Origin of the sequence: Bacillus sp. JJ864, assembly GCF_036963045.1 — a bacterium.
GTDB classification, from domain to species: Bacteria; Bacillota; Bacilli; order Bacillales; family Bacillaceae_G; genus Bacillus_A; species Bacillus_A pseudomycoides_C.
Genome location: NZ_JBALLY010000012.1, coordinates 38878 through 51814 on the forward strand (window position 1 = coordinate 38878; position 12937 = coordinate 51814).

14 protein-coding genes are annotated in these 12937 nt (G+C 38.3%); all 14 read right to left on the minus strand.

What is annotated here, in order from left to right:
- Positions 1-47: 47 nt before the first annotated feature.
- Positions 48-794 (minus strand): glycosyltransferase family 2 protein, encoded by a 747-nt coding sequence (locus V7024_RS02390; RefSeq protein ID WP_335515124.1) that lies wholly within the window; start codon positions 792-794, stop codon positions 48-50.
- A complete protein-coding gene (locus tag V7024_RS02395; protein ID WP_335515127.1) occupies positions 791-2266 on the minus strand; it encodes an alkaline phosphatase family protein in 1476 nt (491 codons plus the stop codon). Before V7024_RS02395 ends, V7024_RS02390 begins: the two co-directional genes overlap by 4 nt.
- Complete coding sequence (locus V7024_RS02400) at positions 2254-3183, minus strand: lysylphosphatidylglycerol synthase transmembrane domain-containing protein (RefSeq protein WP_335515130.1); 930 nt, start codon at positions 3181-3183, stop codon at positions 2254-2256. Before V7024_RS02400 ends, V7024_RS02395 begins: the two co-directional genes overlap by 13 nt.
- Positions 3149-4096 (minus strand): SDR family NAD(P)-dependent oxidoreductase, encoded by a 948-nt coding sequence (locus V7024_RS02405; RefSeq protein ID WP_335515133.1) that lies wholly within the window; start codon positions 4094-4096, stop codon positions 3149-3151. The genes V7024_RS02400 and V7024_RS02405 overlap by 35 nt, the downstream gene beginning before the upstream one ends.
- A 238-nt stretch (positions 4097-4334) precedes the next feature.
- Positions 4335-5507: a hypothetical protein gene (locus tag V7024_RS02410; protein WP_335515136.1), complete on the minus strand. Its 1173-nt coding sequence runs from the start codon at positions 5505-5507 to the stop codon at positions 4335-4337.
- 168 nt (positions 5508-5675) lie between these two features.
- Complete coding sequence (gene trxA / locus V7024_RS02415; RefSeq protein WP_098914164.1) at positions 5676-5990, minus strand: thioredoxin; 315 nt, start codon at positions 5988-5990, stop codon at positions 5676-5678.
- 210 nt (positions 5991-6200) lie between these two features.
- Positions 6201-7178 carry an electron transfer flavoprotein subunit alpha/FixB family protein gene (locus V7024_RS02420; protein WP_335515141.1) on the minus strand — a complete coding sequence of 326 codons (978 nt, stop codon included), beginning with the start codon at positions 7176-7178 and terminating at the stop codon, positions 6201-6203.
- A 31-nt stretch (positions 7179-7209) separates the two neighbouring features.
- Positions 7210-7983, minus strand: a complete 774-nt coding sequence (etfB, locus tag V7024_RS02425; RefSeq protein ID WP_335515146.1) for an electron transfer flavoprotein subunit beta — start codon at positions 7981-7983, stop codon at positions 7210-7212.
- Between the two features lie 81 nt (positions 7984-8064).
- Positions 8065-8838 carry an enoyl-CoA hydratase gene (locus tag V7024_RS02430; RefSeq protein WP_335515149.1) on the minus strand — a complete coding sequence of 258 codons (774 nt, stop codon included), beginning with the start codon at positions 8836-8838 and terminating at the stop codon, positions 8065-8067.
- Between the two features lie 16 nt (positions 8839-8854).
- Complete coding sequence (locus V7024_RS02435; RefSeq protein ID WP_438824427.1) at positions 8855-9442, minus strand: TetR/AcrR family transcriptional regulator; 588 nt, start codon at positions 9440-9442, stop codon at positions 8855-8857.
- A 108-nt stretch (positions 9443-9550) separates the two neighbouring features.
- Positions 9551-11236: a long-chain-fatty-acid--CoA ligase gene (locus tag V7024_RS02440; RefSeq protein WP_335515157.1), complete on the minus strand. Its 1686-nt coding sequence runs from the start codon at positions 11234-11236 to the stop codon at positions 9551-9553.
- Between the two features lie 158 nt (positions 11237-11394).
- A complete protein-coding gene (locus tag V7024_RS02445; RefSeq protein ID WP_335515159.1) occupies positions 11395-11634 on the minus strand; it encodes an AzlD domain-containing protein in 240 nt (79 codons plus the stop codon).
- Between the two features lie 226 nt (positions 11635-11860).
- On the minus strand, positions 11861-12397 hold the full coding sequence (locus V7024_RS02450) for a DUF2812 domain-containing protein (RefSeq protein WP_335515162.1): 537 nt from the start codon (positions 12395-12397) through the stop codon (positions 11861-11863).
- Between the two features lie 2 nt (positions 12398-12399).
- Positions 12400-12732 (minus strand): PadR family transcriptional regulator, encoded by a 333-nt coding sequence (locus tag V7024_RS02455; RefSeq protein WP_335515165.1) that lies wholly within the window; start codon positions 12730-12732, stop codon positions 12400-12402.
- Between the last annotated feature and the right edge of the window lie 205 nt (positions 12733-12937).

The window sequence follows — 12937 nt, forward strand, 5'->3', positions numbered from 1 at the left end:
AAGATGATAATAATTATCACTTTCAATGTCAAGAAAAGAAATACTCACTATGAGCATTTCTTTTCTCCTACTAATACATGCGCTTCATAATCAACCCTAACTTTCTCTACGGGACGTCCCATCTCTTTCCAAATCGCGGGAAAAACGCGCGTCATATACTTACGAAACGAAATAAACGACTCCCCTGTTTCACGTACTTTATACGTAATCGGTACTTCTTGAACGCGAAATCCCTTTCGCACTAAGTTTAGTGTAATCACTTGTGCATAGTTATAATCATGCACAATTTCTCCGTGCTCCATCGCTTGCCGTGAAAAAGCACGCATTCCTGATTGACCATCACGAATCCATTTACGCAGTAATATACATTGCAACATCGTAAAACAATAGTTTCCAAGCCGTCTATGCAGTTTCATACCGCTAATGGTGCCGCGAAAACGCGACCCCATTGTATAATCTGCTTTCCCTTCCAATATGGGCTGCAATACATTTGGAATTTCATCTGCTGGATATTCATCATCCGCATCAATCATCACACTAATATCAGCTCCTAATCGATAGCTCTCCTTGAGGCCTGCTCGAACAGATGCACCTAAACCGCCATTTTTTGCAAACGAAACGATATGATCCGCTCCTGCTTCTTTTGCAACTTCTACCGTTCTGTCTGTTGAACCGTCATCAATGACAAGAACTTCTACTGTTATACTCGGATGAAAATAACGCGGTACTTTTCGAATAACATGCGCAATGGAGTCTTCTTCATTTAGGGCTGGTATAAACACAATTACTTTCATTTCTTTTCCTGCTCCTTTAACGCTTCCACTAACACAGGACCACGGCTATGTGATGGATACGGTACCCCTAATAAATAAGCAAGTGTTGGTGCCATAGAAACGAGACTTTTCTTCTCTTCTATTTTCACACCTTGTTTAATATGGGGACCGTACATAAAGAATGGCACAAAACGTTCTCCCTCATCTAAATGACCATGACCGCCAATTCCATCTGCCTGTCCATGATCAGCACAAATGATAAACGTCGTATTCTCTGCTTTTCCTGTTTTCTCTAAATGCTCAATAAAATGTTTCACATGCTGGTCTGCTTCATAAATTTTTTGTAAATACTCATCATATAATACGCCGCGGCTATGCCCCGTTTGATCTGTTGAAATGAGCTGTACAATAAAAAGATCTGGGTCTTGTTCATCCATGATTTGTTTCGCCTTCTCCATAATCTTCCCATCTACAACATCATTTTTCATAACAGCTGTAAATGTCTCAACATCGTCACCAAACGCATCAACTAAATGCGCAACAGCTAGCATTTTTCCTGTTTTATCTATTTTTCGAAGCGAATCAAAAATACTTTCTACATTCACACCATGCTTCCAAACCATGTTCGATTTAATGCCATGCTCAAACGAATATGTCCCTGTAAACATAGATGAGAAACATACAACAGTACGAGCTGGATACACCGTTTCCATGTTTAAAAACTCCGTCCCTTTTTTTCGAAGAGAATCTAAATACGGTGTATGCGCTGCTTCAAAACGATCTTTACGCATACCGTCAATCACAATGACAACTACTTTTTCATTCAGCGCTTCTTTATTTTCATGCACATTTTCCGTATAAGTTGGAATTGCTTTTGGCTGCCAGTCAAATAAATTACGATGTAAGATAATTGTATACAGGGCAAGAGCACCGTAAAACGTAAGAATTGTTTTCAAATCTACTGCACCTAACGTACCGCCTTCTTGGAAGAAAAGGTAATAATAATACCAAAGCGATAACAATAGTAAAAATTTTGGCATTTGCTCCTGAGCATTACCACTTGTAGAATCACTATTCTTTAACACGAGTTTCCAAAAGCGTGTAAAGTTTAGCCAAGACGTTCCAATACGCAAATGATAATATAACGTTCCCCAAAATAGGATTGTAAAGAAAAAATATAATCCTAATGCAAATAATAGTAACGGTATATGTACCGTTTTAAAGACGATTAAATAGGCAACGAACGGTAGCCATAAGTAATTCCGTAAAAACAACGGAAAATCAAACAAATAATATAAAACGAGCAGCGGAACAATGAATAAAAAACTACTAAAAAAAGCTGGGACAAAACCTGGTTGTCCAAACTGTGAAATAGAAAACAACAAAAATGTGCCGAATACAAAAATCGGTGTAAATGGTTTCCCTTCATTTAGTAGGTTCCAACAGCGCGCCGCTACTTTTTCAAATTTTGACGCTTTCTTTACTTCTTCCAACGATCGTCTTCTCCTTTCTGACTGAAAAATGAGCGTAATTCCATCGGATACAATAGTAATAGCATTACGCCCACACCATAAGAAAATATAAATTTAAAACCATGACTCATTAACGACCATTGATATGCATCAGATTGCTTAGCTCCTACTGCTTGCAATGCAAATATCATAACGGTCTCATACGTACCAATTCCGCCAGGTGTTAGTTGAAACACTTGGCCAGCAATGGTCACGCTATTTACCCAAACTGCTTGCAAAAATGATAAAGGCTTAGCGATCTCATAAATTACAAAGCCCTCGCAAATCCAGCTCAGCATAATAAGAAAGAGAATCATTCCACCTTGTAGAGTAAATAGTGACTCTTTCAGTTGCTTCCACTGCTTTTCTGCAAATTGAGGTACTTTCTTATATAAGAGAAATAACAGCACGCTTCCTATACAGACACACGCAAGAATAACAGGAACATTAAGCAAAATATTTCTCCATAATAGTAACATTCCCGTTGCTCCAAACAGACCGAGAATAAACAAATCTAGTATACGAAGTACAACGACAGATTGCGTCGCCTCTCCTAATGTTACTTTCTTCTCTTTTGTAATCACAGCAATGCGAACAGCATCTCCCACTTTTAGCGGAGAAACATGATTAATGAATAAACTGTACAACAGTCCATATAGCGCCTCTTTCATCGTAATACGATGATGGAGGTACAATTTCCACGCATATGCGCGAAATAAAAAAGCGATGCTATACATCATAACGAGAAGCATAATGGTATAAGGCTGTCTCCATAAATCCTGAAAATGTTTCCATAATGAGGATGCTTCAAACGACCGCCATGACAAAAGTAAAAAGATACATAGCAAGAAAACACCGAAAACATTAAACAATATTCGGATATTGTTTCGCCCAAGCAACGGTTCGCTCCAACCCTTCTGCAAAAGATACACGCGGCCTATATCCAAGTTGTTCTTGCGCTTTTGAAATATCTGCCCACGTTGATGTTACGTCCCCTTTTCTATGCGCTTCTTGCCTTACACGCATAAACGGGAAATGTGTTTCTAACTGCGTGAGTAATTCTGTCATTAAAATAGGCGCGTTAGATCCAAGGTTATATACATCACTATGATGTGATTGTAATGTAAGAGCAATTCCTTCTGTAATATCATCGATATACGTATAATCACGGCCTGTACCTGTTCCGTACACAACAATTTCTTCCTCGTTTAATAACTTTCGAATGAAGCTTGCAACTGCCATATCCGGACGTCCCCACGGTCCATATACAGTAAAGAATCGTAAAATATTCATTTGAAATCCGTACATATATTGATACGCATGACAAAGAGATTCTGCACCGTACTTGGATGCAGCATACGGTGAAAGAACACTACCGTTTGCCATTTCCTCTCGTAAAGGCACTCCTGTCTGCTCCCCATATACAGAAGAAGACGATGCAAAAATAACATGCTTCACATTTTCTTCTCCGGCACAAGTTAATACGTTACTTGTCCCTTTTATATTAATATCAACGTAAGCCCCTGGTATTTCAAGCGATGGTCTTACGCCTGGAAAGCCCGCTAAATGAATCACCGCATCGACTTTTTCTTGCTGCATAACAGCTTTCACATCATCTTTTTGCAAAATATCACACTCATAAAATGGAATCTTTCCAGCTTTCTGTACTTGTTCTAATTGAAAAAGCTTTCTAGACTTTGCATAGTAAGAATGAAAATTATCAAGAAGCACAACTTGCTTACCTTGCCCTAATAATTTCAACGCAAGGTGACTTCCGATAAACCCCGCTCCTCCAGTAATTAATACTTTCATTTTGTTCACCACCTTCTACAACCCTATGCAAAAGAAGAAACCTTGTCAAGACAAGGTTTCTTCAAAAGAATATAGACGTTTCGATCTTATCCCGCATTAACGGACAGTAAGCCCCCCCCACCTCAAGATTCAGAGAAAAGCGAAGAAGATAGGTGGGGGATAACTGTCCGTAAAAGCCTGATTGGTGAAGGCTTTCCATCAGTGGGGGATGAAGCCCCCCACTGATGGAAGTTTCACTTTATTTCGCTGTTTCCACAACTTTATTTAATGTGGATTCAATTTGCGGCAATAACTTGTCTGCATCTTCTTTCTTCTTCGCTTTTACTGCGTCTAAATAAGATTGTGCTGTTTTTGTTAACTCTGCTGTTTGCTGCTCGCCAAGTACTGTTTTTAAATCATTTTCAATCATGTTAATGAATAAAGCACCTTCTAATGCTGTAACAGGACCTTTATCTTTTCCAAAGTTTTCTTGGCTCTCTTTATATTCACCTAATGCAACTTTTGCAAATCCACGTACGAACGCTTTATTTACCGCTTTTGCATCAACTGTTTTCACATCTGTTTTTAAATCAAATTGTTTTAAAATAAAGTCTGCTTCTTCAGGAGCTGCTTTTTTCACATATGGATAGACAGCTTGATAAAATGCCCATCCCTCAGCTTGCTCAACTTTTGCATTTTTCTCATCTTTCTTTGCTTCTTCTACCATTTTTGTAGCATAACCGTGCGGCTCAGCGCCCGTTGCCAAGTAGAATGTTTTCATTAACGTTTTATCTACAACTTGCTTGCCAAGAGAAAACGCAAGTTTGTCGTCTTTATCAATTGCTGCGTTCATTTCATCAAAGCCGCCTTTAATTGTAGAAGCCATTTGTGTACCGTATGCCGTATCACGCTTTCCAACTGTACCTTCTACACCTTTATAAAACGCAAGTGCTTCTTCCATTTCTTTTTTCACTTCATCTTTTTTGCCCCATTTTGTATCAACCTCTTTGAAATCATGGCGCATAGATTGGAAGAATTCTTTTTGCATTAATTTATCAAATAGTTGTTTTACAACCATTGGTTCCATTTCTTTCTTTTTCCCTGCTTCTAATGCAGCTGTAATTGTTTGATCAATTTGCTCGCTAAATTCTCCATCACGTTGTTGAACAAGAGGTTGTAATTTTTCTTTATATAACTTTGTTACTTTATCAAAGTCAACCTCTTTGCCGTCTTTTGCTTTTTCAAGCTCCGCTACTCCATCTTTGTAAGCTTGTACAAAATCTGCTTCTTGTTGTTTTGTTTCTTCCTTTTTAGCAGTTTGTTCTGTCTTTTTCTCTTGTGCTTCAGACTTTTTCGTTTCCTCTTTCGCACAACCTGCAAAAAGTAAAGATGCTACTGCTGCTGCAGATAATACTTTTAACTTTAACGTCATGGATTACGTCCCCCTAGAACTCATTGATAGTGATTTTCATTATTGATAGCTTGATTATAAAAGCAGAGATAACAAGTGTCAACAATATTTTTGTATCCGTTGTCATATTTACACAAGGTAATTTTAACCAATATAAAAAGCCCGGCATCATCTGCTGGGCTTTCGGAATTAGAAGTGTTTAGATACTAATTCAGCTAACGCTTCTTTCGGTTTGTAACCTAATGCTTGATCAACCACTTGACCATCTTTTAATACGAAAAGAGCTGGGATGCTCATTACTTCGAATTTACGAGCTGTTTCTTGATTTTCATCCACATCTACTTTTACTACTTTTACTTTATCGCCTAACTCTGCATCAATTTCTTCTAATACAGGAGCAATCATTTTACAAGGGCCGCACCAAGGTGCCCAAAAATCTACTAATACAACACCTTCGCTTGCTTCAGCTGCGAAAGTTTGGTCAGTTGCGTTTACAATTGCCATGTTATTTCCTCCTTTATGAACTTTCTAACCAAAGTATATCATCATCTTATATACGTGGCGAATAATATGTATCGTTAAGTATTTTAACAAATAACTCAACCTTTATACTAGCTAAAATTCTTTCGAGCGAAAAAGCGAGAAGCAGGGGACCTCTCGCTTTTCATTATTTATATAGGGGTAATTACTTACTAGGAACTCATTATACGCAACTTAAGAATGTACTTTTAACTTTTTAAATTCTTCTGTTAGAAGCGGCAATACTTCAAATAAGTCACCAACGATGCCATAGTCAGCTACTTTAAAAATATTCGCTTCTGGATCTTTGTTAATTGCTACAATAATCTTTGAGTTAGACATACCAGCTAAATGTTGAATCGCACCAGAAATACCACATGCAATATATAAATCTGGCGTTACAACTTTACCTGTTTGCCCAATTTGCAGTGAATAGTCGCAGTACTCTGCATCACAAGCTCCGCGGGACGCACCAACTGCTCCGCCAAGCACATCTGCTAGTTCTTTTAACGGTTTAAAACCATCTTCACTTTTCACGCCGCGTCCGCCCGCAATAATTACTTTTGCTTCAGAAAGATCGACGCCTTCTGCTGTTTTACGAACAACATCTTTAATGGCTGTACGTAAATCTTTTACATCGACTGTCATAGAAGAAACATCGCCTGTACGTGCTTCATCTTTTTCAAGCGGTGCAATGTTATTTGAACGAATTGTCGCAAATAAGACACCATCTGTTACAATCTTCTTCTCAAATGCTTTACCAGAATAAATTGGACGTGTGAACACAACATTACCACCAGCTACTTCTAACGCTGTCACGTCAGAAACAAGACCTGCCTCTAATTTCGCTGCAAGTTTTGGTGATAAATCTTTTCCTAATGCTGTATGTCCAAACACAATTCCTTCTGGTTTTTCTTCTTCATACACTGCTAGAAATGCTTGCGCATATCCATCAGATGTATACGAAGCTAATTTATCGCTTTCAACTGTCACAACGCGATCTGCACCGTAAGAAATGAGTTCTTGTGCGAATGAAGCGACGCTTTCACCTAGTAAAAGACCGACAACTTCTCCGCCTTCTGCAATTGTTTTTGCGGCTGCTACTGCCTCAAATGAAACGTTACGTAAAGAACCGTCACGAACTTCTCCCATTACTAATACTTTACGAGCCATATGTTTTCCCTCCTGGATATCCTAGTATTTTTTAAACTACTTTCGCTTCTGTATGCAATAGCGATACAAGTTCTTTTACTTGATCTTGCAGTTCGCCTTGTAACACTTTTCCAGCATCTTTCTTAGGAGGTAAATAGATTTCAATTGTTTTTGTTTTCGCTTCTACATCATCTTCATCTAAATCTAAATCATCTAATTCTAACGTTTCTAGCGGCTTTTTCTTCGCTTTCATAATACCTGGAAGCGATGGATAACGCGGTTCATTTAAACCTTGCTGCGCTGTTGCTAAAAGAGGTAACGATGTTTCAATGACTTCTGTATCCCCTTCTACATCACGCTCGATTTTTACGTTTGTACCATCAATTTCAAGCTTTGTAATTGTTGTTACATATGGGATATTCAGCGCTTCCGCTACACGTGGTCCAACTTGTCCAGATGCACCGTCAATCGCTACGTTACCAGCTAAAATTAAGTCAACATCTTTCTCTTTTAAGTACTCAGCAAGCACTTTTGCTGTTGTATATTGATCACTATTTTCAACGTCATCTTCAATATTGATCAATACTGCTTTATCACAGCCCATCGCAAGTGCCGTACGAAGTTCTTTTTCACTATCTTCACCGCCAACAGTAACGACTGTCACTTCACCGCCTTGTGCATCTCTTACTTGAATTGCTTCTTCAATCGCATATTCATCGTAAGGGTTGATGATGAATTCCGCTTCGTCATCGTAAATTGCACCGTTTTTAATTGCGATTTTTTCTTCTGTATCAAAAGTTCGTTTCATGAGTACGTAGATGTTCATTCTATTTACCCCCTTGTTTTTTTAAAAGGAAAATTTGGTTAATTCTAATATTCTGTTAATTTATATTAAAAAAACAGAGAACTACCTGCCGCTAAAAGAAGGCTTTCGTTTTTCTAAGAACGCTGCTATTCCTTCTCTTCCATCTGCGCTAGTGAACACTTCACCAAATAACTGCGCTTCATGTTGGACTCCTTCATAATAATGAGAAGACTTCATTGTTTGCAAGAGCTCCAATACAGCGCGGACAGATGCTGCGCTTTTTCCAGCAATCTTTTTCGCTACTTTCAGCGCCTCTTCTAACAATACTTCTTCAGGGAATGCTCGGTTTGCAAGCCCAATCTCAGCTGCTTCCACACCTGAAATCGGATCGCTTGTTAACATCATTTCACAAGCTTTCGCTTTCCCAACATAACGCGGTAAGCGCTGCGTCCCCGCAAATCCTGGAATCAATCCTAACGTTAGCTCCGGCAAACCGATTTTTGCAGTCTCACTTACAAAGCGCATATGGCAAGACATCGCAAGTTCTAATCCCCCGCCAAGCGCTGCGCCGTGAATTGTCGCAATAATTGGCTTTGAGAATTTTTCAACACGTTCAAAGATCACTTGTCCATGTTGTGATAATTTCGCTGCCTCCTTTGCTTCTTCAACAGAAGTGAACTCTTTAATATCCGCTCCCGCTGAGAAAAAACGGCCTTCCCCATGAACAAGTACAACGCGCACATTCTCATCCGTTTCTACTGCATCAAGTAGTTCACCAACTTCACTAATAACTTGTGAAGACATCGCATTTGCTGGCGGATGATTAATCTTTACAATTGCTATGTAATCCTCCACCGTTACAGATAGGAAATTCAAATGTACTCCCTCCCCATTAATTGCGGTAACCACAAGCTGCTACTAATAGCTCATGCACCGTTTTCGAAATTGCGACCAAATCATATTTATGATCGCTCATTACCCAGTTGGTGACAACTTCATCTACTGTTCCGAAAATCATTTGTCTTGCCACGCGGACATTTAAATCCGTACGAAATTCTCCTTGTCGTATGCCAGTTTCTAAAATTTCATCAATGACTTGCAAGTATCCTTTCAGCACTTCATTAATTTTGAGGCGTAAGTCTTGGTTGGATTGACGAAGTTCTAGTTGCGTAACGATAGCAAGAGGGTCATTTTGCGAAAGTAAAGAGAAGTGTGTTTCTACCAACATAAATAACTTCTCTACAGCGCTTCCAATTCCTGCTGTTTTTTGCCGAATTGTTTCGATAAATTCTCCCATCTTCTCCTGGAATAAAGATATCAATATATCTTCTTTATTTTTGAAATATAAATATATCGTTCCATCGGCAACACCAGCTTGTTTTGCTATTTTGGAAACTTGGGCTTGGTGGTATCCATTTTCTGCGATGACAATCACCGCTGCATCAATAATTTGGTTATATTTAGGTCGATTCTTTTTCACAGTACTATCCCCTTCAAGAAGATGACTGAATGATGATTCATTCACATTTTAATAATACTGACTATTTCAAATATTGTCAATGCTATTCACTCAAAAAAAGAAAGGGCATTAGCCCGTTTGCTCATCATCTTGCTTTTGCAATTCCTCCTCAACTAGCACACGACGCAAAATCTTCCCAACAGTCGTTTTCGGTAATTCTTTTCGAAACTCATATACTTTCGGCACCTTATACGCTGCTAAATATTTGCGAGCAAACGCATTTAATTCTTCTTCTGAACATATTACACTATCTTTCACAACAACGAACGCTTTTACCGTTTCACCGCGATACGGGTCAGGCACACCAAGAACAACAACTTCTTGCACCTTTTCATGTTCATATAATACTTCTTCTACTTCACGCGGATATACGTTAAACCCACTTGCCACTATCATATCTTTCTTCCGATCTTTCACATAAAAAAAGCCGTCTTCATCCATATAGCCAACATCACCCGTATACAGCCACCCATCTTTCAGCACCGCTGCTGTTTCCTCCGGCTTATTCCAGTAGCCTTTCATCACTTGCGGGCCTTTCACAGCAATTTCGCCAACCTCACCTACCGAGAGCGGTTCACCTGTTTCTAGTGAAAGAATACGCGCATCTGTACTTGGCCACGGCACACCAATACTTCCGGGCACTCGCTTTGTCCATAAAAAGTTACCATGTGTAACTGGAGACGATTCTGTTAAACCATATCCTTCTACAAGCTTGCCACCTGTTACACGTTCAAACTGTTCTTGCACTTCAACCGGAAGAGCAGCTGATCCGCTAATACATGCGCTAATAGAAGAAACATCATATTTATGAAGTTCAGGATAGTTTAATAGCGCAATATAAATCGTCGGAGCTCCAGGAAATAACGTAACGCGATGTTTTTTAATTGCTTCTAATATCATTTTAATATCGAATTTCGGAATGAGGACCATTTTATACGCTTCCATAATTGACAGATTCATAACAGCGGTCATCCCGTATACATGAAAAAACGGCAATACTCCGAGAAGAACCTCTTCACCTGCCCGGCAATTATAAAGCCAATGAATTCCCATCCTTGTATTGGACACAAGATTTTTATGAGTAAGCATAACGCCCTTTGGAAACCCTGTCGTCCCGCCTGTATATTGCAGGAGAGCTAAGTCTTCTTCCGGATCACACGGTACATCTACCGCTGTATCCTCTGCACGTTCAATAGACTTCCAAACGTGAATATTATTACTTTCTTTTACATGAACAACGAGTTTTGTTTGTTTCTTTTGTATAAATGGATACAATACATTTTTCGGAAATGGTAAATAATCGGCAATGCGTGTCACAATGACATGCTCAATATTCGTTGCGGACTGAACATTGCTGACTTTCGGAAATACGATATCGAGACAAAGAATAACTTTCGCACCTGAATCATGAAGTTGGTATTCAAGCTCTCTTTCTGTATAAAGCGGATTCGTTTGCACGACAACACCGCCAGCTAATAGTGTTCCGTAATAACCGATAACACTTTGCGGACAGTTTGGCAGCATAATCGCAACTCGGTCTCCTTTCTCTAGCCCAAGCTTGCGAAGATAATTGGCAAATTGCCTAACTTTACGATCTAGCTCTGTGAACGTAATATCTTTCCCCAGAAAATGAAGCGCTTTCTTTTTTGGGTATTGTGAAGCAGCTTCCTGCAAATACACATGAAGAGGCTTCATATCAAAGGAAATCGTGTGCGGAATTTCCTTTGGATAATTTTGCAGCCATGGTTTTTCCAATTCGAACTCCCCCTTCTCTACATTATAAAAGCGTAATTCCTCCGCTTTAACGGCACGCCCGTTCTAAAATAAATGAATGTGTATTCATGTTGCTTATTTTCATTATAGTATAGGGATTGCCCTGTTACAATCATAATATTCAGACTATTGCAATCCTATTACCACCCTACAAATATTCTCCAGCACACAAGTGTAATTACTCCCGTTAATAACGAAAATACAACTTGTCTTTTCCATACGCCTACACCAAATGCTACAATCCCTGCAACTATATACTCAGGACTCCACAATCCTCCCTTTTCATGAAACAGAACAAGCGGAATTGTTAATGAAGCAAGAATACCAAAAATGAGTCCATCGACAACACTTGCAGAGGCAATCGGTAAAATTTGCTTCATTCCTTTTAAAAACTCCTGCCGCTTATCATGTACTTCGATTTTTTCTTTCTCTATCCCATCTTATCTCCCCATTCCTGATCGTTACATAGAAAAAAGATGTGTGTCATGAACCACACATCTCCCCATCATTATAATTTCAAGACGGTTATGTTATTTCCTTTTAAAAATATTATATTTTATGAATTTAAAGTGCCATTTCTACTTTAACTTACTTTAAATTAAACATTTATTTTCGTAATTTGTTCACTTTAAAACAATATGCAATATACGGCATTCCAGGGAAAACTAAAATCACCAATGAGACAAACCCTAAAAAACTAGCTATATTTCCAACAATTTCAGGTATCCAATTGTAGGAACTCAAAATACTAAGTAAACAGAGTATAACAGTAGTAATCAGAAGTGGTAACGCAACTTTTCCCATCAGCTTCTTTTCTCGCTCGTATTTTTCAATAATAGTCGTTTTGTCCGAATAAATTGGTTTTGTTCCGACAGGTGCACAAAATATGTGAATTGCATTTGCAGATGAACAAACATGAGACCATCCCGCTTCCTCAAAATACATAAAGTATTCTTCATCTGCACCATTTTGATAATCGAGTGAATATTGTATGTTTTTAGGTTCATCTTTTCTTAACTTATAGCCAAGCGGAGCAAATCCTTCTAAGATCCATCCTTTTTTTGCATATTCACCAAGCTTTTTCATTTCTTTTTCTTCGCCAAACGCTACTCCGCCACTAGAAATGTATTTTGTTTTCTTCATGTTTATATGCCTCCTTTTTGTTTCAATATTTCTTCCGCATGCTTGACCATTTCTCGTCTGCGCTGGACTTCTTTCTTTAGAAGTTCAATCCCCTCTTCTGTTGCTATATATGTCTTTTTTTTATCTTCATCATCAAGTAATTTAATTAATCCAGCTGATAATAGTTTTTTAATTGTCGTATACATCGAGGCAGGTCCAATAGAAAAACGATTATTTGTCATCGTTTCAATTGTTTTCATAATCAAATATCCATGTTTTGCATCAACTAAAGACAATAAAATGTAGTAAGAAGTATCTGTAAGCTCTCCCGTCTCTAATGAATCATTTCTTGCCATTTTATTTATCCCTCCTCACGTATATCATTAAACGATATATCATTAAATAGAATATATCATTTAATGATATATTCGTCAACTTTACATTTAATAAAAAAAGATTGATTAAAATCGAGCATGATTGGCTGATTTTGATCAATCTTTTTACTAAATTTTAAATATATATAAAGAAACCTGCATTGCCATCAAGTTAGGTTTTTAACAC

What these genes read in the sequence shown, in the direction of transcription:
- V7024_RS02390 (WP_335515124.1), bottom strand. Translation starts at nt 794, where the DNA reads ATGAAAGTAATTGTGTTTATACCAGCCCTAAATGAAGAAGACTCCATT.
- V7024_RS02445 (WP_335515159.1), bottom strand. Translation starts at nt 11,634, where the DNA reads ATGAAGCAAATTTTACCGATTGCCTCTGCAAGTGTTGTCGATGGACTC.
- etfB (WP_335515146.1), bottom strand. Translation starts at nt 7,983, where the DNA reads ATGAACATCTACGTACTCATGAAACGAACTTTTGATACAGAAGAAAAA.
- V7024_RS02405 (WP_335515133.1), bottom strand. Translation starts at nt 4,096, where the DNA reads ATGAAAGTATTAATTACTGGAGGAGCGGGGTTTATCGGAAGTCACCTT.
- V7024_RS02455 (WP_335515165.1), bottom strand. Translation starts at nt 12,732, where the DNA reads ATGGCAAGAAATGATTCATTAGAGACGGGAGAGCTTACAGATACTTCT.
- trxA (WP_098914164.1), bottom strand. Translation starts at nt 5,990, where the DNA reads ATGGCAATTGTAAACGCAACTGACCAAACTTTCGCAGCTGAAGCAAGC.
- V7024_RS02450 (WP_335515162.1), bottom strand. Translation starts at nt 12,397, where the DNA reads ATGAAGAAAACAAAATACATTTCTAGTGGCGGAGTAGCGTTTGGCGAA.
- V7024_RS02410 (WP_335515136.1), bottom strand. Translation starts at nt 5,507, where the DNA reads ATGACGTTAAAGTTAAAAGTATTATCTGCAGCAGCAGTAGCATCTTTA.
- V7024_RS02420 (WP_335515141.1), bottom strand. Translation starts at nt 7,178, where the DNA reads ATGGCTCGTAAAGTATTAGTAATGGGAGAAGTTCGTGACGGTTCTTTA.